18 protein-coding genes and 1 riboswitch are annotated in these 21557 nt (G+C 37.2%); of the genes, 15 read left to right on the plus strand and 3 right to left on the minus strand.

The features are described from left to right. Nucleotides 1-2: 2 nt before the first annotated feature. Nucleotides 3-353, minus strand: a complete 351-nt coding sequence (locus ACFFUE_RS00090) for a T9SS type A sorting domain-containing protein (protein ID WP_376831691.1) — start codon at nt 351-353, stop codon at nt 3-5. 134 nt (nt 354-487) lie between these two features. Between ACFFUE_RS00090 and hemB the strand changes: the two genes are divergently transcribed. The 8 genes from hemB to ACFFUE_RS00125 all read left to right on the plus strand — a co-directional run bounded on the left by hemB (nt 488) and on the right by ACFFUE_RS00125 (nt 8900). Continuing rightward, the gene (gene hemB, locus ACFFUE_RS00095; protein WP_376831693.1) at nt 488-1480 is read left to right on the plus strand and encodes a porphobilinogen synthase; all 993 of its coding nucleotides are present in this window, start codon (nt 488-490) and stop codon (nt 1478-1480) included. Nucleotides 1481-1710: 230 nt separating this feature from the next. Next, the gene (locus tag ACFFUE_RS00100; protein WP_376831695.1) at nt 1711-1896 is read left to right on the plus strand and encodes a hypothetical protein; all 186 of its coding nucleotides are present in this window, start codon (nt 1711-1713) and stop codon (nt 1894-1896) included. Nucleotides 1897-2040: 144 nt separating this feature from the next. Beyond that, nucleotides 2041-2418: an HU family DNA-binding protein gene (locus ACFFUE_RS00105; protein WP_376831697.1), complete on the plus strand. Its 378-nt coding sequence runs from the start codon at nt 2041-2043 to the stop codon at nt 2416-2418. Nucleotides 2419-2552: 134 nt separating this feature from the next. After that, nucleotides 2553-2655: riboswitch (SAM riboswitch) on the plus strand. A gap of 119 nt (nt 2656-2774) precedes the next feature. Beyond that, the gene (locus ACFFUE_RS00110; RefSeq protein ID WP_376831699.1) at nt 2775-5519 is read left to right on the plus strand and encodes a TonB-dependent receptor plug domain-containing protein; all 2745 of its coding nucleotides are present in this window, start codon (nt 2775-2777) and stop codon (nt 5517-5519) included. A gap of 284 nt (nt 5520-5803) precedes the next feature. Next, nucleotides 5804-6445 carry a hypothetical protein gene (locus tag ACFFUE_RS00115; protein WP_376831701.1) on the plus strand — a complete coding sequence of 214 codons (642 nt, stop codon included), beginning with the start codon at nt 5804-5806 and terminating at the stop codon, nt 6443-6445. A 200-nt stretch (nt 6446-6645) separates the two neighbouring features. Continuing rightward, complete coding sequence (locus tag ACFFUE_RS00120) at nt 6646-7341, plus strand: hypothetical protein (protein ID WP_376831703.1); 696 nt, start codon at nt 6646-6648, stop codon at nt 7339-7341. 169 nt (nt 7342-7510) lie between these two features. Continuing rightward, nucleotides 7511-7822, plus strand: a complete 312-nt coding sequence (locus ACFFUE_RS11005; protein ID WP_512699036.1) for a PLDc N-terminal domain-containing protein — start codon at nt 7511-7513, stop codon at nt 7820-7822. 439 nt (nt 7823-8261) lie between these two features. After that, nucleotides 8262-8900, plus strand: a complete 639-nt coding sequence (locus tag ACFFUE_RS00125) for a DUF6759 domain-containing protein (RefSeq protein ID WP_376831705.1) — start codon at nt 8262-8264, stop codon at nt 8898-8900. A 373-nt stretch (nt 8901-9273) separates the two neighbouring features. On the opposite strand, the gene tatC is transcribed toward ACFFUE_RS00125, so the two are convergent. Beyond that, nucleotides 9274-10104, minus strand: coding sequence for a twin-arginine translocase subunit TatC (gene tatC / locus ACFFUE_RS00130; protein WP_376831707.1), 831 nt, complete (start codon nt 10102-10104; stop codon nt 9274-9276). A 96-nt stretch (nt 10105-10200) separates the two neighbouring features. Next, a complete protein-coding gene (locus ACFFUE_RS00135) occupies nt 10201-11160 on the minus strand; it encodes a KpsF/GutQ family sugar-phosphate isomerase (protein ID WP_376831709.1) in 960 nt (319 codons plus the stop codon). A gap of 114 nt (nt 11161-11274) precedes the next feature. Between ACFFUE_RS00135 and recQ the strand changes: the two genes are divergently transcribed. The 7 genes from recQ to ACFFUE_RS00170 all read left to right on the plus strand — a co-directional run bounded on the left by recQ (nt 11275) and on the right by ACFFUE_RS00170 (nt 21548). After that, nucleotides 11275-13479, plus strand: a complete 2205-nt coding sequence (gene recQ, locus ACFFUE_RS00140; protein ID WP_376831711.1) for a DNA helicase RecQ — start codon at nt 11275-11277, stop codon at nt 13477-13479. A 147-nt stretch (nt 13480-13626) separates the two neighbouring features. Further along, on the plus strand, nt 13627-15030 hold the full coding sequence (lpdA, locus tag ACFFUE_RS00145; RefSeq protein WP_376831713.1) for a dihydrolipoyl dehydrogenase: 1404 nt from the start codon (nt 13627-13629) through the stop codon (nt 15028-15030). A gap of 440 nt (nt 15031-15470) precedes the next feature. Beyond that, on the plus strand, nt 15471-17651 hold the full coding sequence (locus ACFFUE_RS00150; protein WP_376831715.1) for a TonB-dependent receptor: 2181 nt from the start codon (nt 15471-15473) through the stop codon (nt 17649-17651). A gap of 37 nt (nt 17652-17688) precedes the next feature. After that, a complete protein-coding gene (locus tag ACFFUE_RS00155) occupies nt 17689-19008 on the plus strand; it encodes a DUF4374 domain-containing protein (RefSeq protein ID WP_376831717.1) in 1320 nt (439 codons plus the stop codon). A 509-nt stretch (nt 19009-19517) separates the two neighbouring features. Then, nucleotides 19518-19916 (plus strand): hypothetical protein, encoded by a 399-nt coding sequence (locus ACFFUE_RS00160; RefSeq protein WP_376831719.1) that lies wholly within the window; start codon nt 19518-19520, stop codon nt 19914-19916. Nucleotides 19917-19925: 9 nt separating this feature from the next. Then, entirely contained in the window at nt 19926-21008 is a 1083-nt protein-coding gene (recF, locus tag ACFFUE_RS00165; protein WP_376831721.1) for a DNA replication/repair protein RecF, read from the plus strand. A 108-nt stretch (nt 21009-21116) separates the two neighbouring features. Then, nucleotides 21117-21548, plus strand: coding sequence for an RrF2 family transcriptional regulator (locus tag ACFFUE_RS00170; protein ID WP_376831723.1), 432 nt, complete (start codon nt 21117-21119; stop codon nt 21546-21548). The last annotated feature ends 9 nt before the right edge of the window (nt 21549-21557 follow it).

Below are 21557 nucleotides of genomic sequence, written 5' to 3' on the forward strand. Positions count from 1 at the left end.
ACTTATTGTTTGATAATCTGGGTTACTTTTTGCGTGTTATCGCTAAGGATATATCGCATCAGATATTTTCCAGATTTTAGTTTATCCAATCGGATTTCTCCAGAGTTCATATTTACAGTATAGGTAGCAACTTCCACTCCCAAAATGGAATAAAAAGTAACCGATTTCACCTTTAGGGAAGCATCTTTTGCTTTTACAATGATAAAATCTTTAGCAGGATTAGGATAAGCCACCAAAACGCCATCATCAGACTTCTGGGACATTGCCATCGGCTCTCTCAGCGACTGGGCTTGAAGAGTAGCTCCAGAAAAGAAAAGTCCGACAAAGAATATAAAGAATAAAAGTTTTTTCATAAGCCAAAATATATTTCTATACTGAGATTCAACAAATATATGATAAATTAAAGTAAAGCGCAATACTTTTTTATCACTAAATTTGTACCAAATATAATACCAATTAATATTAACTCTAAATAATACTCAATAAAATGATAATATATTCTAGAAATAGGAGGCTGAGAACCAACGCTTCTATTCGCGGGTTGGTGCAGGAAACAGTACTGACAACCAACGACTTTGTAATGCCAATGTTTATAATGGAAGGCGAAAATCAGCAGGAGCCTATTCCCTCTATGCCAGGTATTTATAGACGCACATTAGACTTAGCCGTGAAAGAATGCAAGGAGCTCTTTGCCTTGGGCATCAAATCCGTTAATATCTATATGAAGGTTTCGGAACACCTGAAAGATAATACAGGGAAAGAAGCGTGGAATCCTAATGGATTGATGCAGAATGCCATCAGAGCCATTAAAGACGCCGTCCCAGAGATGGTTGTAATGCCAGATGTCGCCCTAGACCCTTACTCTATCTATGGGCACGATGGTATCATTACCAAAGGAAAAGTGGATAACGATGCCACCAACGATGCCCTAGTGAAAATGGCGGTATCCCACGCCGAGGCAGGGGCAGATATCGTAGCACCCAGCGATATGATGGATGGTAGGGTAGCCGCCATTAGAACAGGATTGGAAGAGAGTGGGCATACCGATGTGGGGATTCTTTCCTACGCAGCCAAATATGCCAGCTCTTTCTATGGACCTTTCCGTAGTGCTTTGGATAGTGCACCGAAGGAAGATACGGAGATACCAAAGGATAAGAAGACCTATCAGATGGACTTTCATAACTCGAGGGAGGCAATAGATGAAGTGCTGAAAGATGTAGCTGAAGGGGCTGATATTATAATGATAAAGCCCGGTATGCCGTATCTGGACATCGTGGCAAAGGTAAGGGCAAGCATAGACCTTCCTATTGCGGTGTACAATGTGAGCGGAGAGTATGCAATGCTGAAAGCTGCCGCACAAAACGGCTGGCTGGATAACGATAAAGCCATTATAGAAAGCCTTACCTGCATTAAGAGGGCAGGGGCAGATATGATTTTCACCTATGCAGCAAAAGAAGCAGCCATACTACTGAACGGATAATGAGGATTCGGTATAAAAGTACCTTTGTCTAAACAAAAAATTACTTTCATAGGTAATCCAAATCATTTTGAAAGTTAGAAAAGAAAATCTCTGTAATTACAGGGATTTTTTTGAATAGTGCTATCATAAAATTTCTAGACCGACGGAGAAAAAATTCCAGACCGACGGAGAAAAATTTCCGCACCGACGGAAAAAAAATTTAAGACCTACGGAGAAAAATTTCAAGACCGATGGAAAAAAAATCCAAGACCGATGGAAAAAAACTTCTAGACCGACGGAGAAAAATTTCCACACCGACGGAAAAAAACTTCCAGACCGACGGAGAAAAATTTCCAGACCGATGGAGAAAAATTTCCATACTGATAGAAATAAAAATATATCCCGATAGAGTTTTTGTTTTATTTCCATTGAGCTAATATTTTACCTCGATTGGTTAATCTGTGTTTTCTTAATGAATAAATATTTTGCTATTATCTATGAAAATTTGTAAAAATATAGAAATAAATTTGGTTTGTATGGAAAGTTTTGTTACTTTTGGAGGGAATTAAATTTTCTTTACTATGAAATATAGATTAGTACAGAAGGGAAACCCTGGTAATCCCGAAGCAGAGAAGAAGTGGTATGCCAATCCAGTAAAAGCAGGTACTACCACGCAGAAAAATTTAGCCACTCAGATTTCTGGTCGCTCATCCCTTACGGCAGGTGATGTAAGCAATGTGATACAGAATCTTGTAGAGCTATTGCCGCAAGAGCTTATCAAGGGGAATAGCGTGCAGCTTGGTGATTTCGGTACCTTTCGCATTTCTTTCTCTAGCGATGGCGTAGAGAAGGAGAAAGATTTTACAGTAGATAAAATCAAAGGAGTGAAGGTGTTGTTTACCCCAAGTGCCGATTTCAAAAAGGTCTTGGCAGGTATGAAATACGAGAGGGAAAAGTAATCCCATTGTATTTTTATAGGGATTGAGGTTCAGGCTATTAGTAGTCTGAACCTGTTTTTTTTTAGGAAAAAATAAAATTTTTTCTTGCGTAGTTCATTTACTTCCGTAACTTTGCACCCTGTTTTATATCGAATAGCTTATTAAGAAAGGTGGAGGGACTTGACCCGCTGAAGCCTTGGCAACCTGTCTGAGAGGATAAGGTGCCAAATTCAACTCACACCGTGAGAGAGATAAGTAGGTAAAAGTAGATAATAAGAATTAAAATTTCTCATTTGACCTTTCCGGCTTATCGGGAAGGTTTTTTCTTTTCTATATAAGTGGAGATAGGTCTAATGCGAAAAAAAATTATAGATAATATGGATAAAAAGAATGTAAAGTTAGCCGTTCTGTTCTTCATTGGTGCAGCGGCTACGCTCCAAGCTCAGAAGACTGATAAGGATTCTATAAAAGTGAAAAATGTAGAGGAAGTCGTTATCCTCGGAACTCGGGGAAAGCCCCGTACCAATACCGAAAGCCCCGTGCCTATTGATGTATTCAATATCAAGGAGCAATCGGTAGTATTGCCACAGACCAATGTGGCACAGATTCTTAATGCTGTGGCACCATCGTTTACTTCTACGGTACAGACCAATGCTGATGGTACAGACCACCTAGACCCCGCACAGCTCAGAGCCTTAGGCCCAGACCAAGTGCTGGTGTTGGTGAATGGTAAGAGAAGGCATACTTCTTCCCTTGTTAATGTCAACGGAACTACGGGGCGTGGAAGTGTAGGAACCGACCTCAATGCTATTCCTTCCTTTGCCATCAATAATATTGAAGTGCTTAGAGATGGAGCCGCAGCTCAGTATGGTTCTGACGCTATTGCAGGGGTTATCAATCTCGGTCTAAAACGAGATACAGGCAAACTTACAGGGCAACTTACCTATGGAGGGCATCTTACCCCTGCAGCAAACGACCATCAGGGAGACTTTGATGGGGAGAACATTCAGGTGGATTTAAACTACGGTAATAAGATAGGAAATCGTGGTGGATTTTTTAATATTACTTGGACATCTCAGTTTCGGGATAGAACTTCCCGTGCCGGTACGGAATCGGGGACGCTCTTCAATGCTTACAATGCTATTGAGAAAAGAGCGTTAGATAGCGGTGTCAATCTATCACAGTATTTCAGTAATATCAACAGTCTTACTACTTCCCAGTCGGATGCTTTGATAGGAGCCATCCAGCAGTATGCGGGGAGCGTAGGTTATTTCTCCTCCGATTATTTGAACCAGATTTTGGGAGCTAATAGCATCACTTCTCTACAAACGCTACTGAAAACTGATGTTACCGACCAAGAGCTGGCTGCCAGAGGACTGACAAGAAAGGATTTTAATATGCAAGTAGGGCAGTCTAAACTGTCTAATCATCAGCTCTTTGCTAATGTAGAAGTTCCGCTAAACGATAATTGGAAAGTTTATTCCTTTGGAGGATATAGCCTAAGGCAAGGGGACGCAGGTGGTTTCTATAGAAGGCCTAACCAAGCCAGAACCTTTACAGGGTATTATATCAACGGATTTATGCCACAAATCTCTACTACGATAGAGGATGTTTCCTTAGCTGCAGGGATTAAAGGAAACTGGAAGGGCTGGAATGTGGATTTGAGCAACACTTTTGGGCAAAACACCTTTGATTATGATATTACCAATACTTCCAATACTTCGCTGCGTTTTGCATCGCCCACGGAATTTGATGCAGGTGGACTTAGATTTAGACAGAATACCCTCAACCTTGATTTTTCAAAACCTTTCGATTGGCTGAAAGGGGCTAATGTGGCATTCGGAGCAGAGCATCGCTATGAGAACTTTGCCATCCGTGCGGGTGAGGCAGCGTCTTATCTTCAGTACGATGTTAATGGGTTGCCGCGTACGGTAGCAACACTTGCTTCGGAACTGCCTACGGATTTCTTTGGTAACGCTTTGCCAGGAGGGGCTCAGGTATTCAGTGGATTCCGAGCTGAGAATGCGGTAGATAAAAACCGCCAGTCAGTTGCAGCGTATGCCGATGTGGAGGTTAATTTCACCGATTGGCTCCTTGCCGATGCAGCGGTACGCTATGAAAACTACTCCGATTTTGGTTCTACATTCAATTATAAATTGGCTTCAAGGATTAAGTTGGACAAGAATTTAAACCTTAGAGTGGCAGGTTCTACGGGATTTAGAGCACCATCTATCCAGCAGATTTATTACAATACCACCTCTACACTATTCACCAATGGTGTGCTACAAGAGGTAGGAACCTTCAGCAACGATTCTAATATCGTAAGAAACCTATTAAAGGTGCCACAGCTAAAGCAGGAAACCTCTAAATCTGTAAGTGCGGGACTATCTTACCGTATTCCTTCGGCTAATTTAACCTTTACTGCAGATGCGTATTTTATTAGAATAGATGACCGTATTGTACTTACAGACCAGTTTCGCTATGCTAGTGCCTCAGCAGAGGCTCAGGCAGCATTTGATGCAGCGGGGGTAAATGCCGCACAGTTTTTCGTTAACTCTATAGACACCGAAACGCGTGGGATAGACTTTGTGGCTTCTCATAAGGCGAGATTAGGCTCGGTAAGGTTGGAGAATAATTTGGCTTTCAATCTAAATAAAACGCAAAAGGTAGGGGCTGTGAAGACGGCAGGTTTGCTGAATGATGAGGCGTTACAATCGGTGTATTTCTCCGAAAGGGCGAGGGTGTTTTTGGAAGAGGCTGTACCAAGAGCTAAAGCCAGTCTTTCTCATAATTTGAATTGGAAGGGCATTGGTTTTTATTTGAGGAATACTTACTTCGGGAAGGTTACCTCGCCAGATGTGGTAGATGCTAATGGCGATGGCGTTACAGGTTGGAATGAGCATCAGCAGATAGATGCCAAAGTGATTACAGACCTTTCTGCCAACTATCAGTTTAATAAAAATGTGGGATTGACCCTTGGGGTGAACAATGTTTTTGATGTCTATCCAACGAAAAATCTTCCTATTAATTCTAACAATGACCAATTTGTGTACAGCCGTTCTACTTCCCAATTTGGGCAAAACGGACGCTATGTCTTCGCAAGATTGAGTTTTAGTTTTTAAAATAGTTTTGATTAGATACTGCGTCGGCACTTGCATTAGCAAGTGCCGATGTTTTGTAAAGGTGTATCACGATTTGTTAGATATTCTATTGCATTAGGGGCGTGATGGTTGAATCTGCCAATGTTCGTAAAAAAAACTTTTTACTTCATTTTTTTTTGTAATTTAGAAGCGGAAAAAGTTTTTTGTTTAGGTGGGGATTAGTTGAACTTTTGGTTATATTTTGCCCGCCTATAGAAATATCTATTCCGTTATCTACAATGTTACCCAAAAACCGCAGAAAAATTATGGAATTGATAACGCAACAATTTACACCAGAAGATATTCTAAATATTTTGGTTGAACAGCATAGAATTTCTAGCATTTTGGACATTGAAGCGAATCCAGAAGCCAAATTAAATTTTGATTCTACTGTTAATGATTGGAGAAATGCAGGAGATTTACTTCCGTGGAAACCTCTTTCAGAATTTTTGAATAAATGCTTCGGAATTTCTGTTTCTGAAAATCAGTGGAAAGAAACCTTAACACCTTCAAGGAAAAGAACTTTAAGAGAAGTTTGTGAGTTAATTGCTGAAAATTGCCAATATGACGACATAAAACCGAGGAAAATTTTTGGAAATAATTGTTTAAGTGCTTCAGTATTTTTGACTTTGAAAAAATATTTAATGAGAAGAGATGTTGATGTTTCTAAAATTCAGCCTTCAACATTAATTGCTCCTTATCTTGACAAATATTATTCTGAAATGCTTGAACAGATTGGAATAATATCAAAAGGAAAAAGAATTTTTGAGGAATTTGATTATAAACCGACAAGAAAACTTAAGTTTTGGGAAGTATTCAACGTTTTAGACTACAGCAGATATGCGTTTGAAACAGGTGAAATAAAAACTTTTAGAGATTTAACAAACAAAATAATTGAGACTGCATAAAAAAACTGCATATAACACATATAACATAGGTTTTGCAAGATGCAGGGTTCAGTCGCAGTTAGAAAAACTCGATACATTTAGTTGCAACTTACTTTTCATAATTACTTTTTTGTAATCTAGTAATCTGAAAAAGCGAATACTTTTCCCGTTTACAGAAATACCTTTCCAATTACCTATAATGTTTCCAAAAATTGTGTACAATGAGAAAACATAAAAAAATATATTATTTCGGAGGAATGATAAGTTTAGTTTTCATTCCAATTATTTTTTTGTTTTCAGCACAACCAACTTTGAACGAATTAAACTTAAGAGTTTTAGATATAGGACTACCTTATAAAGTAAAAGAGGGCGAAAAGGTATCAAATTATGCGATTATTCCGATAGAAGGTTACAAGTATGAGACAATAAATTTACCCAGTAATTTTAGTGAAGAAATTGAAAATAATTATGTAAATAAAGTCTTGCAGCTACAAAAACAAAATATAGATAAGACTGGAATTAAATTTCAATTGACTGATTCTAATAATTATAATGATATAGTTAGATTAATAAATTTAATGCTAAAAACTAAACAAGATTTTTGGGGTTTAGATACTGAAAATACAAACGCATTTTATGTTGTACATAGCAAAATTGATTATAGTAATGATGGTGATTTTGTAGTTTGTGGTGGTGTAATCCGGGATTATATTAATATGAGTGAATATGATTTCAAAAACGCTAATTTCTTGACTAGAATTATCAAATATTCTCCAAAAGAATCTTATTATTTGATATTAGGATTTTTAGTTTTAACATATATGTCAGTAAATCGTTTAATTAAATTTACTAAAACAAACACTATAGATAACAGTGTATTGGCAAAATGCGGACTGAAACAAAGTAGAAAGATTTGACTCATTAAATCGCAAACTGCTTTTTATATTGTATCTTTTTTGTAATTTAGAAGCGGAAAAAGTTTTTTGTTTAGGTTGGGATTAGTAGAACTTTCGGTTGTGTTTTGTCTCGGCTACAGAAATACTTTTTCTGTTATCTGTAATATCAAAAAAATGTCAAAAAAATAATATGAGAGAATACAAATTACCAATTAATAAGAAAATATTACTAACTATTGCATCTGTTGGATTCTTTTTTGTGATAATTTCAACTTACTTGAAAATTATTGGCAAAAATTATTCTGAACTGTTGCTAGGAATTGCACTTTTGTTCCAAATAATTCCACAGATAATTGTTTTAATTGATATAATAAGGAATCAACTTCATAATAAACTAATGTGGCTGGTAGGAATGTTTTCTTTTGGACCTTTAGCTACAATTATTTACCTTTTAAATCGAGAGAAACACTTGAGGCTTTATAAAAGATTTGAAAATATATAGTTAGAAATAAAGTTAGCATTGCCTTGCTATTTTGCGAAGGATATTTCATCATTTTCCTATGATGTCTCCCAAATTTAGACCACAGTTAAGCGGATTTGAGTTGATAATTGGGTTCAAATTGAATTAAATCTTTTGTTTTTTGATAGTTAATTCCTTGATGTTTTAGGCTAAACGCACGAAATTATATTTTAAAGACATTTGCCCAGTACGCATATTGAATATCAGTATATTATAATTTAACTTTGATTGACTCTATAGAGAATGACTAAAATATAAATTGCTAGTTATTAATGTTTTATAAATTTCGTGCGTTTGACCTATTTTTGGGGGATATTATACTCGTAAAAGATTTTTTTTTAAGTTCTAAACAAGTATATTTGCAAACGATTAATAACAACGGAAAGTTACTTTTATAAGTTGAATCTAAGAAAGATAACAGATGAATTTAAGAAAACTATTATTTATTTTATTAATGCTTTGTTCAATATCATTGCTCCAAGCTCAAAAAAAGAAGAGAGAGAAATATAACGATATTCTCACTACAACTGATATTGAAAGAATTGAAACCTTTCTAAAAGAAGCTCACCCTGAAGACCCTAGAAGGTCTATTTTAAAACCAAAATTAGTTGCACTCAAAAATAAAAAATGGACAGAAGGAGCTAAAAATGCCAAGCCTATGGAGGCTCGCCCAATCATCACGGAAATTCCAAATTCTGTAATGAAGCATCCTCACTCCGATGAAGCCGAAGAGTTTAAAAAACTAATGGCAGAAAGTTCTAATGCTCATACCGAAAAAACGGTAAAACTTCTCAATACGCTTTTTGACCAAGACATCAACAACAAGGAGGCTATTTTGCTTGTGCAAAACAATTCTGATTGCAATATGATTTTCAGAATACAAGGGGTAAACAAAGAGTTCTACAATCTTGCTGTACCAGCAAAAGGCGAAAACTCTATTGTCCTCAACAAAGGAAACTATACAATGAAAAGTATTGTATGTGGAGCTACTTACAGTTCTTCGAAAAATATAGAAAAGGGGATAATAATCATTATTAATAATCCCGTTGCTAAACCATAGAAATACCTCGTTATCAATTAGGAATATTGAACACTATAACGTTTAGTCAATAAAAGAGAACTGAAAAAATAAGGATTCAAAAAAAATTAATAAAATGAAGTTGGCTCACAGTTAGAGAAATCCAATTTTTTTTGTGATTTCTGCTGTATCCCTACAACTCACAGATACTTTCCCAAAGGTGTGTAAAGTACAAAAGGATTATCTTTGATTTAGCAACCCCAAAAAATGAGAAAAATATTCATTTAATCCCAAGGGAAGTTTCGGCTTCCCTTTTTTATTTACACTCTCTAAAAGTTACTTTGTGAGTTTGCTATACAATAGCAAGGTGTTAAGACTTGTTGTAGGGGGTATCCGTTTGGTAATGATTTCTTTTTTAGCGATGGTTTTGTTCTGCCAGTGCCGTTTCTTCTTTCAAAAGTCTATTGTAGGTACGGCTACTTAGGGCAACACTCAGCTCGTAGAGGGCTAATAATGGGATGGCTGCCATCATCATACTGAGAACATCGGCAGGAGTAATCACAGCAGCTATGACCATTATGAGTACAATGGCGTGGCGGCGATAGGTTCTAAGGAAAGCAGGGGTAAGAATGCCAATGCTGGTGAGAAAATAAATAATGATGGGAAATAGAAACACTACTCCCATACCTACTACAATCTGGAAGAAAAGTGCGGTATAATCTGAGAGGTCATACAGCGGTTCTATAACATCTGAAATCTTGAACATCACCCCGAAATTGATGGCAAATGGAAGAATTAAAAAATAACCGCTAAGCACTCCCAGCATAAACATTATCCATACAGAATTGATAAGGAAGATAGAGTTTTTCTTTTCTTTTGGATGCAGAGCAGGGGAAATAAACCGCCATAGTTCCCATACAATATAAGGAAACGCCAAGACCATACCGCCCACCACAGAAACAGACATCATTACATTGAACTGCTGCATTAGTTTTTGTGTTCTTACAGGGAAATCCTTAGGAATATCAATGGCTTGGGCACCGAAGAATTGCTCCGAAAGTTGATTGATGAGCTGGAAGGTAGGGAAATCACTTCTCACAGGACCAAAGAAAATACGATCCATAATCCATTCGATATTGAAGCCTACTACGAAACCACAGATGATAATCGCAATAATGCAGCGTATCAAATGTCCTCTAAGTTCGCCAATATGCCCTAAAAGGGACATCTCCTTATCTTCGTTCACTATATTCTACTTTAAAATTCGCACAAAAATACATATATTTAGCCTAAAAGCAAGGGTTGTAAATCTTCACTAAGCAGCTTAATTCAAATCTAAAACCTAATTAATCCCTTCATCCAAGAGACGATGCAAGTCTATAATGCCGTAGTATTTCCCTTGATGGGTTACGATGAGTTGCCCAATATTATTCTCCTTCAAGAGAAACATCGCATCTTTTGCCAACTGATTCTTCTCTATGGTTTTAGGATTTTTACTCATAATATCTTTGGCTGTAAAACCGAAAATATCCTCAGTTTTCATTAGCATTCTTCTAAGGTCGCCATCGGTAATTACGCCTAAAATTTCATCACCATCAGTTACCACCGTTACACCGTGCGAGGAGCCGCTTACGGAGATGATTACCTCTTTCAGTGGCGTATTGCCGTTAACTTCAGGTTTTTTAGAGGATAGAAACTGTTCCACTTTTGCAGTTAAATTTTTTCCCAAGCTTCCCCCAGGGTGGAATTTAGCAAAATCTCTATCCTTAAAGCCATTAAGCTCCATAAGACAAACCGCTAAAGCATCTCCCAGAGCCATTTGCACGGTAGTAGAGCTGGTGGGTGCCAGTTGATTGGGGCAGGCTTCTTTTTCTACATAGGTATTAAGAACCACATCAGAGAACTCTGCCAATTTGCTTTTAAGATTACCCGTCATACCTATAAGAGCAGCCGCATAGTCTTTCAAAAAAGGAACGAGGGTAACAATTTCTGGAGAATTTCCAGAGTTGGAAATGCAAAGCACCACATCTTGTTTTTGAATCACGCCTAAATCCCCGTGAATGGCTTCTGCAGCGTGAAGAAACTGGGCGGGTGTTCCAGTAGAGTTTAGAGTGGCTACAATCTTATTTCCAATATGGGCAGATTTTCCAATGCCCACTACAATAAGCTTTCCTGTGGCGTTATTAATAAGGTTGATGGCTTCCACAAAACGATGGTCTATACGGTTTTTCAGGAGCTGGAGTTCTGTTATTTCCGTCTCTATAGCCTCTTGGGCTAAGGTGATGATGTCTGTATTTTTCAAAACCAATTTAGATTTAAAACAAAATTATGATAAAAATCATTAATAAATACAATATAATTTACTAACTTTGACTACCGTGCAAATTTAGCAAACAAAATTTATAAGAAAGAACAAATGGATACTAAAAACACCGATTTATCGAAGGAGTTAAAGAAATACTTCGGGTTTTCAACATTCAAAGGGCAGCAGGAGCAAATCATTAAAACGCTGCTGAGTGGGAAAGATGTTTTTGTACTGATGCCAACAGGGGGCGGTAAGTCGCTCTGTTATCAGCTTCCGGCTTTAATGCTAGAGGGGACTGCCATAGTGGTTTCTCCTCTCATCGCTCTGATGAAAAATCAGGTAGATGCCGTGAATGGGCTTTCTTCTGATGAAGGTGTTGCCCACGTTCTCAATTCTTCCCTTAATAAAACGCAGACCAATCAGGTATTTAGTGATATTAAAAGTGGAAAGACCAAGTTACTATATGTAGCTCCAGAATCCCTAATAAAAGAGGAATACCTAGAATTTTTACGAGAGGTGAAAATCTCTTTTGTTGCCATAGATGAAGCCCACTGTATTTCAGAATGGGGACATGATTTCCGCCCAGAGTATAGAAACTTGAAACTCATCATAGATAAAATAGCAAAGGTGCCTGTAATAGCTCTTACGGCAACAGCAACGCCAAAGGTGCAAGATGATATCCAAAAAACTTTGGGAATGAGCAGTGCTACGGTATTTAAGGAAAGCTTCAATCGCCCAAATCTCTATTACGAAGTTCGCCCTAAAGTGAATGTGGATAAAGAAATCGTGAAGTTTATTCATAAAAATAAAGGGAAATCTGGGATTGTGTATTGTCTTAGCAGAAGAAAAGTGGAAGAGTTTGCACAGCTCCTTCAGGTGAATGGCATCAATGCTTTACCATATCACGCGGGATTAGACCAAAAAACAAGAGTAGCCAATCAGGATAAGTTTTTGATGGAAGAATGTGATGTAGTGGTGGCAACCATAGCCTTTGGGATGGGGATTGATAAGCCAGATGTTCGTTTTGTAATCCATTATGATATTCCAAAATCTTTGGAAAGCTACTATCAGGAGACGGGTAGAGCTGGTAGAGATGGAGGTGAAGGCCATTGCTTGGCGTTTTATGACCCTAAGGATATTGAAAAACTGGAAAAATTCTTGGCACAGAAACCTGTTTCCGAAAGAGAAATAGGGCTTCAATTGCTGAACGAAGTGGTGGGCTATGCCGAAACTTCTATGAGCAGAAGACAATATATTCTTTATTATTTCGGTGAACAGTTTGACCCTGTGAATGGTGCAGGGGCTAAAATGTGTGATAATTCTACCAATCCGCCAGTTTTAAAAGATGCTACCAAAGATCTGATGCAGGTGTTGGAGATGGTGAAGAAATTGGACCAAAAATTCCGAACCAAAGATTTAATCAATGTCTTGATGGGGAAAGAAAGTTCTGTTACCAAATCGTATCGTCTAGACACGCATAAATTATTTGGAATCGGTAAACACGAAACAGATAATTATTGGAAAACCATTATCCGACAAGCAACGGTGCAAAATTTCTTGCAAAAAGATATTGAAACCTATGGTGTTTTAAAGATTTCTGAAAAAGGACAAAAAATGCTAGATGGCGAGATTAAAAACGCCTTTATGATAGCAGAAGACCGCCATTTTGATTTAGAACAAATCAAATCCACATCAGATAAAGTAGAGATACAAGCAAGCAGTGGGCTAGACGAAAACCTATTTAACCAACTGAAAGAGTTGCGAAAAAAAGTGGCTAAAAAACACGGTATCCCACCTTATACGGTGTTTATGGACCCGAGTTTGGAGGATATGACCACGCAATATCCCATCACGGTAGAAGAGATTGCTAAAATCTATGGTGTAGGCGAGGGAAAAGCTAAAAAATATGGAAAAGAATTTGCGGAATATATTGCGAAATATGTGGAGGAAAATGATATAGAACGAACCCAAGATATGGTGCTGAAGCAAGTGGCTAATAAGTCTAGTCATAAGGTATTTATCATTCAGAATACAGATAAAAAGATAGATTTAGAAGATATTGCAAAGGCGAAAAACCTTACGATGGATGAACTGCTGAAAGAGATGGAAAGTATTGTATATCAAGGGACTAAGCTGAATATAGATTATTACATAGATGCTAATATAGATGAAGATATTGTAGAAGAGTTTATGGATTTTATGAAAGAAAGTGAAAGCGATAGTATGAAGGTCATTACGGCAGAGTTTGGAGATGATTTGAGTGATGAAGAACTGAGAATGCTTCGCATAAAATTCATTAGCGATGTTGCTAATTAATTGGTACATAAGTAGTTTTTATTTTCTATAGGTCTTGAAGATAAGTTTTTGGGAAACCTTGTGAAAATTCATACTTTTGTGGGATTCAATTTTGAAAATCAACTTTTAATCATATCATAATTTTAAAAATTAAAATAAAAAATAAAAATGAGTCAATTTGATGTTACCGTTATCGGTTCTGGTCCTGGGGGCTATGTAGCGGCTATTAGAGCTGCACAATTGGGTTTTAAGACGGCTATTATAGAGAAGTACCCTACAATGGGCGGTACTTGTCTCAATGTGGGATGTATCCCATCCAAGGCACTTTTGGATAGTTCAGAGCATTATCATAATGCGGTTCACAATTTTGAAAATCACGGAATCAAAGTAGAAGCACCGGTTGCAGATATTGCAAGAATGGTGGAGCGAAAAAATGAAGTAGTAGAGCAGACTACCAAAGGTATCCAGTTTTTGATGGATAAAAACAAAATCACCGTTTTCCAAGGGGTAGGAAGCTTTGAAAGTGCTACTCAAGTGAAAGTAACCAAGGACGATGGTTCTTCGGAAGTTATTGAATCTAAATATACCATCATTGCAACGGGATCTAAGCCATCAACTTTACCATTTATTGAAATCGATAAGAAAAGAATCATCACCTCTACAGAGGCGTTAAACTTAAAGGAAATCCCTAAGCACCTTATTGTTATCGGCGGAGGGGTTATCGGTTTAGAGCTCGGTTCGGTTTATTTAAGACTCGGTTCTAAGGTAACTGTGGTAGAGTATATGGATAAGATAATCCCAGGGATGGATGGAGCATTGTCTAAGGAGCTTCAAAAAGTATTGAAGAAACAAGGGATGAAATTTGAGCTTTCTACTGCCGTTTCAGGTGTGAAGAATGAAGGGGAAAATGTGGTAGTTTCTGCTAAAAATAAAAAAGGTGAAGAGGTAAGCTTTGAAGGAGATTATGTTTTGGTATCAGTGGGTAGAAGACCTTATACCGATGGTTTAGGTCTAGAAAAAGCTGGGGTAGAGCTAGATGAACGCGGTAGAGTGAAGGTTAATGAGCATTTGCAAACCAATGTTTCTAATATCTACGCTATTGGAGATGTGGTGCAAGGGGCAATGTTGGCTCACAAGGCATCAGAGGAAGGTGTTTTGGTAGCAGAGCAGTTGGCAGGGCAGAAGCCTCATATCAATTACAATTTGATTCCAGGAGTGGTTTACACTTGGCCGGAAGTTGCTGGAGTAGGGAAAACAGAAGAGCAACTGAAAGCGGAAGGGGTAGCCATTAAGGTAGGAAACTTCCCAATGAGAGCTTTGGGAAGAAGCCGTGCTTCGGGCGATACCGATGGTTTTATCAAGATTATTGCCGATGAAAAAACCGATGAAGTATTGGGCGTTCATATGATTGGAGCAAGAGCAGCAGATATGATTGCAGCAGCCGTTACAGCGATGGAATTCCGTGCCAGTGCGGAGGATATTGCTAGAATGTCTCACGCCCATCCAACCTTTGCAGAAGCTATAAAAGAGGCGGCTTTAGATGCTACAGCTAAAATCGCTATTCATATGTAATCATAATTAATTGAATTTATAAAGCGGTGTATCAAAACGGTACGCCGTTTTTTTTGTTATCTTGTGGCTGAGGCAAATCCATTGTAAACCCAGATTACGCAGTAGAAATTCATTTTTATTGTAACAAAATCTTAAATAAGATGCATCTTTTATTTCGTCCTTACTGATAAAAGATCAGTTTCAATAGAGGGCGGGTTTTAACCCGGCTTTTGAGATGGTTTTCCTAAGAGGCTTTAGCCAAATAAAAAAAATCTTGCTAGAATCAGCACTATTCCAAGCGGGAGGTACATTGTTTATTACCTACAGCTTAAAACTTATAGCTTACAGCATAGTTGGGGCTAAAATTGATATATTTCATATTATTTAGAATAAATAAATTTAACTTTTATTTGTAATTGTTCTAAATAAAAGTTAAATTTGCCCCCATCAAAAATAAGAGAATGAAGCGATATATTTGTTTGATAGGTTTACTTTCTGCGATGTCTTATGCCCAAGACACGAAAGAGAATCTAAAAACAAAGGATATAGAAGGTGTAACCCTGAGTAAAGCTCAGGCGATAAAGGCTGAAATAGAGCGGGAAGGCTATGCCGTGAATGTGGTGGAAACTAAGGAACTGGCACTTAGAAATTTGCAGACTAACGAGATTTTGGACAGAACTGCTGGGTTGAGAATAAGGCAAGATGGTGGTCTAGGCTCTCGGATTAATTTTAACCTCAATGGGATGACGGGGAATGCGGTAAGAGTGTTTATAGATGGTGTACCTGCAAGTAACTTTGGGCGTTCTTTTTCTCTGAGAAGTATTCCACCTGCGTTGATAGAGCGTATAGAAGTTTATAAAGGCGTAGTGCCAGGGCATCTTTCAGAGGATTCTTTGGGAGGTGCTATCAATATTATTCTGAAAAAGCAAAATAAAGACCTCGTTAATACATCATATTCTTTTGGTTCGTTCAATACCCATCAGGTCAATGTGAATGCCTCTCATAGAACGGATAAGGGGCTTTTTGTGGATATTTCAGGATTTTATAATTATAGTGATAATAGCTATGAGGTTTGGGGCGATCAGATTACCCATATAGATTATTTGGGAAAGCTTACCCGCGGGCACAAGGAAAAGCGTTTCAATGATGCGTTTCGCTCTTATGGTAGTAAGATAGAAGTGGGCTACACCGGAGTGAAATGGGCAGATAGATTTGCGATAGGTGGAGTGTTTTCAGATGACTATAAAGAAATACAGCACGGGGTAACAATGCAGAGGGTATTTGGAGATAGACACAGCCGAAGAAATGCCAATATGGCAACTTTGAGTTATCGCAAAAATCATTTGTTTACCAGAGGGTTATCTTTAAAATTAGATGCCAATTATTCCCATCAAAAAAATCAAGCCATTGATTCTGTTGGTATTATGTATGATTGGAGAGGACCAATTCTCTATCCAGATGGAACGCCCGTAAGATATTCTAGTGGAGCAGAACTAGGAAATAGAAAAACTGCAGAAATTAATACCAATAAATCAATAGCTGTAAGAGCTAATCTGGGGTATCAGATTACAGAAAACAATGCTTTGTATGTCAATTACCTTTTCAATAATTATGAAAGAGGAATTTCTGATGAGTTTTTACCCTTAGCACAGCAAATGTTGCAGAATACTAGAGATTTGCAAAAAAACATTGCGACAGTGACATTTGAAAATTTAGCTTTCTCCAGAAGGTTAAGAACCAATGTGTTTTACAAATATTATCAGCAAAAAGTAACTTCCAATGAGCCTTATTTGCTCACAGCGACTCCCTCACCACAATATGATGTGAGAAGTACCTCCAAAGTTGAAAAATACAATGGTTTTGGAGGAACATTGTCTTATGCTTTGACCTCGAAACTCTATCTGATGACCTCTGCGGAACGAGCCATTCGCTTTCCAGATGAAAATGAAATCTTTGGTAATGTGGCATCATTGGTAAACCCTGCTAATGGATTGCGTCCAGAGGAAAGTTTTAATGCCAATCTGGGGGTTAATCTCACCAATCTTGATTTCGGAAAGCATAATCTAAAAGCTAATGTTTCTGTGTTTTACCGAGATACCAAAGGAATGATTCGTCAAGCGGAAACGCCAGGAAATACAGGAACAACCTACTATGAAAACTTGGAAGATGTATTGACTAAAGGGATTGATGCAGAGATTAGCTATACTTATAACAACCGGCTGAATCTGATGCTAACGGCATCTAAATTTGATGTACTCTTTAATACGGAGTACAATAGCAAAGGGGAACGATATTTATATTACAGACAGCAGATTCGTAATGAGCCTTCCTTCAAATTTAATGCGGGCTTGTCCTATTATCTGAATGATGTTTTGATGAAAGACGCTAAAGCATCTTTTCACTATAATGTGCATTACATTAATGAATTTAAAAGAAACTGGTCTAATGTAGGGCTTACCAATTTGGAGATTATTCCAAGACAGTTTTCTAATGATGTCGGTTTTGTATTCACCTTTCCAAAACGAAAAGTAACCATAGGGGTAGATGCTAAAAATATTTTTAATCAGCAGTTGTTTGATAACTTCGGATTACAAAAACCCGGAAGAGCATTTTATGTAAAAATTACTTATAACATCTTGTAAAACCTTAATTAAAATAACCAATAAAAAAGTAAAAATTATGAGTACGTTTAAAACAAAAACATTAGCCGTGCTAGGGGCAATGGCAATGGCGCTTACCTCTTGTGATAGAGGGACAGATGTTGTAGATTCAGGTGTAGATCCTACAGCTAATAAAGAATTTCAGTTGGCTTTTGCCAGTGGGTCGGGGTCTATCTCTGGAACTTACCTTCAAGGGGTATCAGATGTAAGCACAGGGACCATTTCTTTCGATGGTAAAGGGTCTCATATTAGCGAAGGGCGTACCTCTCGTATTTTCCCGTCTGCAGATGGTAAGTATGTGTATAGCCTTACCTACCAGCAAGGTACCGTAGATAAGTGGGAGTTCAAAGGTGGAAGCAGCTACACCAAGCTACAAACGATTGATGCTAAAGTAACACTGGGATACCAAGGAGTTAGATTTTACAAATTGAATGAAAACGAAGGTTCATTGCACTACATTGTGGGTAATCCTGTTTATGGAAATGATAGTAACCCAAGTACTTACAAATATCATACTATGAAATTGACTATTGGAATTTTAGATTTCAATACAATGTCAATGAAGAGTGGCTATGTCAAAGATTATGAGTTTCAACTACCAGGGAATTTAGCAGCAGAAGGTTACCACATCACCAGAATTGATTGCCCAGTATTGTCCAACGGGAAACTGTATTACGGAGCGGCATTGAGTAAATTTAACCCAACTACCAATCGTTCTGTAGAAGCAGATAAGGCTTTGACTTTGGTAGTAGATTATGCTAATTTGAGTAGCGTTTCAGCAGTAGAAACCACGCTGGCAACAGGTTCTACCAACGGATACAGAACGCCTACACAGCACGTGAATGAGAGAGGAGAAGTATATCAATTGGTGAATAGTCGTAGCGGAAAGACCTCTATTTTGAAGATGGTAAACGGGCAATATGATTCTACTTTTAAATTCAGCTTAGATGAAGCTCTTGGAAGACCAGGGAAAACCTCTAGTAATGGATTCTTCTATGCAGGCAATGGTATTGTTTATATGCCTTATGAGAAAAAACACTTGGCTCAGATTCAGATTGGGGTAGATCCTAGCGGAAATCCATCATACTCATCTGCGTGGGGAGTTGCAAGAATAGATTTGAATAGCAAAACTGTTGTAGATCTAGATGTACCAGACGGATTATGGCTTACGCAATGGCAAAACTCTGTGGTGAGAAATGGTAAATTCTATATCGTTCTAGCACCAGTAGGGCAACAAGGGTATGTTTATACCTTCGATGTTAATTCTACCTCTCCTACAGGAACCAAAGGTGCTGCTACTGTATCTGGAGCCGACCAATACTTTATCGGTATCTATTAATATCTTAAATAAAATGAATCACCTAATGGAGATTCATTACAAGAAGTCGGGGGTTTTCCCGACTTCTTTTGTATTGTAGGGGATACTATGAAAAATCCAGTAGATTGTTTGATTCGCAATAAATAAGAAATCTTTAAATTTGACACTTAAATCTACTTATGCTGTTAAAGTCGTTAAAATACATCTTGATTGAAAGCCAAATTTTTGTATCGATGATGGCAACAGCTTTATCTTTGTTTTTTCTATTGAATTTTAACGCATTAAATTATATAAAACTGGGGGTTATAGGTTTGCTGTATCTTAATGGATATCTCTATACTAAGTTTCAAAATCATTCCAATTTATTTTATAAAATCATAACTTTTAATGTTATATCATTGGTTATCAGTGTTTTAATTATAACTTATTTGTTGTCCTCGTATTTTTTATTCTCATATTTCGTTATTATCCTATTAGGTGTTTTGTACAATTCCAAATTTCTTACGCATTATACGAGAAATATCCCGCTGATGAAGATTTTTTATGTTGGTTTTTGCTGGGCTCTCATCAATACTGGGTTGCTTCTAGAAACTTGGCATTGGCAAGTTTTTTTCATCACTTGGTGCTATATTTCGGCACTTATCATTCCGTTTGATATTCGGGATATACGCCACGATAGTATCTTGACTTTCCCGAGGTATTGTGGCATTTCTAAAAGTAAATTGTTAGCGTATAGTTTGCTTGCAATCAGTAATTTGTTGGTTTTGTTTGCTTTCAATTCTGTTGCTTTTTTCGCTTTTCAAATTGCCATTGTCATTGCTTTTCTGTTTATTTTTTATGCTCAGGAACATCGCAGCGATTGGTATTTTTCTCTCGGTGTGGAAAGTTGTGTAGGGCTACCTCTTTTATTTTTCGTTTTATTGAAGTAATTTTGGCGTATGATTATTCGTAAACTTTCAATACAGAATTTCAAAAATCACCCTAAACAAGTGTTTGATTTTTCGCCGCAAATCAATTGTTTTGTGGGCAATAATGGCGTGGGCAAAACCAATCTCTTAGACGCTTTGCATTATCTTTCTGTGGGTAAAAGTTTCCTCGGAAATACAGACCTTAGCAATATTCTTTTTGAAAGTGATTTTTTCACCATCGAAGCGGAGATTTTTGATGGAGAGAAGGATAATATCATAAAAATTCAGCAGGCAAAAGACACCAAAAAAATCATCAAAAAAAATGATAAAACCTACGAACGCTTGTCAGACCACATTGGCTTTTTGCCCAGCGTGATGATTTCGCCGTATGATTCTAACCTGATTTCCGATTCTGGAGAGAGCCGTAGAAAGTTTTTAGATGCGATGATTTCCCAGACCGATTCGGAATACCTTTTCAGTATCATTCAGTATCAAAAAACCTTGAAACAAAGAAATGCTCTACTCAAATATTTTCAAAAAAATAGAGTTTTTGATGCGGATTCTTTAGAAATTTATGATGACCCCTTGGCTAAGTTTGGGAAAATCATTTTTGAGAAGAGGAGGGAGTTTGTCACTCGGCTCAATCCCATTGTGCAAGAGTTTTACGCTATTATATCTGGAGGGAAAGAGCGTGTGGCGGTGCTCTATCAGTCAGACTTAGAGCAAACGGAAATGCAACAGCTGCTTAAAACCAACTTGGATAAAGATAGAATGCTAACCTACACTTCCGCAGGTATTCATAAAGATGATTTGCTTTTTGAAATGAATGGTACTCTTATCAAAAAAACGGGTTCTCAGGGACAACAAAAATCTTTTTTGATTTCCCTCAAATTGGCTCAAATCAAGCGGATAAAAGAGCTAACACACAAGAATCCTATTTTGCTATTAGATGATATTTTTGATAAGCTAGATGACCATCGCGTAGCACAGCTGATAGAGCTTGTGAATAGAGAAAACTTTGGGCAAATCTTCATTACCGATACCCATAAAGAGCGTACGGAAGCGATTGTAAAGACGATTAATGAAGAGTCTATCGTGTTTGAAATAGTGTGATTTTTTGTGTTCAATATCCACCTAATAAAAATCACATCAAAATAAAAGATAAAAAGGTCTTTTTATTCATTAATATACTCTATCTTTGTCAAAGAAAAGTGATACAAAATGTTTTCTAAAACTTGTGAATATGCTATTAAAGCATTGATTTTCATTGCTCAAAAAACTAATAGTGAGAGAAAAGTAGGGATAAAAGATGTGGCAGAAGGGATAGATTCTCCAGAGCATTTTATTGCTAAAATATTGCAAACACTTTCCAAAAAAGGGTTTGTAAATTCCTCAAAAGGACCTAATGGTGGGTTTTATATGGATGAGAATACCTTGGAGGTTACCTTAGCAGATGTAGTAAAAGAAATAGATGGGGATAAAATCTTATATGAATGTGGTATAGGACTAAAACAATGCTCTGAAACTCATCCTTGCCCAATACATAATGATTTTAAGGTTATTAGAGAGCAAATAGTAGAAATGTTAGAAAAATCTAAAATTAGAATGTTTATTGAAAATTTAGATCAAAATATTACATTCTTGAAAACATAATAATATAAA

The sequence above is a fragment of the Bergeyella porcorum genome, from assembly GCF_042427575.1.
In the GTDB taxonomy this organism is placed as follows: domain Bacteria; phylum Bacteroidota; class Bacteroidia; order Flavobacteriales; family Weeksellaceae; genus Bergeyella; species Bergeyella porcorum.

Coding starts and splice junctions, on each gene's coding strand:
- ACFFUE_RS00090 (WP_376831691.1), bottom strand. CDS start 353: ATGAAAAAACTTTTATTCTTTATATTCTTTGTCGGACTTTTCTTTTCT.
- hemB (WP_376831693.1), top strand. CDS start 488: ATGATAATATATTCTAGAAATAGGAGGCTGAGAACCAACGCTTCTATT.
- ACFFUE_RS00100 (WP_376831695.1), top strand. CDS start 1,711: ATGGAAAAAAAATCCAAGACCGATGGAAAAAAACTTCTAGACCGACGG.
- ACFFUE_RS00105 (WP_376831697.1), top strand. CDS start 2,041: ATGAAATATAGATTAGTACAGAAGGGAAACCCTGGTAATCCCGAAGCA.
- ACFFUE_RS00110 (WP_376831699.1), top strand. CDS start 2,775: ATGGATAAAAAGAATGTAAAGTTAGCCGTTCTGTTCTTCATTGGTGCA.
- ACFFUE_RS00115 (WP_376831701.1), top strand. CDS start 5,804: ATGGAATTGATAACGCAACAATTTACACCAGAAGATATTCTAAATATT.
- ACFFUE_RS00120 (WP_376831703.1), top strand. CDS start 6,646: ATGAGAAAACATAAAAAAATATATTATTTCGGAGGAATGATAAGTTTA.
- ACFFUE_RS11005 (WP_512699036.1), top strand. CDS start 7,511: ATGAGAGAATACAAATTACCAATTAATAAGAAAATATTACTAACTATT.
- ACFFUE_RS00125 (WP_376831705.1), top strand. CDS start 8,262: ATGAATTTAAGAAAACTATTATTTATTTTATTAATGCTTTGTTCAATA.
- recQ (WP_376831711.1), top strand. CDS start 11,275: ATGGATACTAAAAACACCGATTTATCGAAGGAGTTAAAGAAATACTTC.
- lpdA (WP_376831713.1), top strand. CDS start 13,627: ATGAGTCAATTTGATGTTACCGTTATCGGTTCTGGTCCTGGGGGCTAT.
- ACFFUE_RS00150 (WP_376831715.1), top strand. CDS start 15,471: ATGAAGCGATATATTTGTTTGATAGGTTTACTTTCTGCGATGTCTTAT.
- ACFFUE_RS00155 (WP_376831717.1), top strand. CDS start 17,689: ATGAGTACGTTTAAAACAAAAACATTAGCCGTGCTAGGGGCAATGGCA.
- ACFFUE_RS00160 (WP_376831719.1), top strand. CDS start 19,518: ATGAAGATTTTTTATGTTGGTTTTTGCTGGGCTCTCATCAATACTGGG.
- recF (WP_376831721.1), top strand. CDS start 19,926: ATGATTATTCGTAAACTTTCAATACAGAATTTCAAAAATCACCCTAAA.
- ACFFUE_RS00170 (WP_376831723.1), top strand. CDS start 21,117: ATGTTTTCTAAAACTTGTGAATATGCTATTAAAGCATTGATTTTCATT.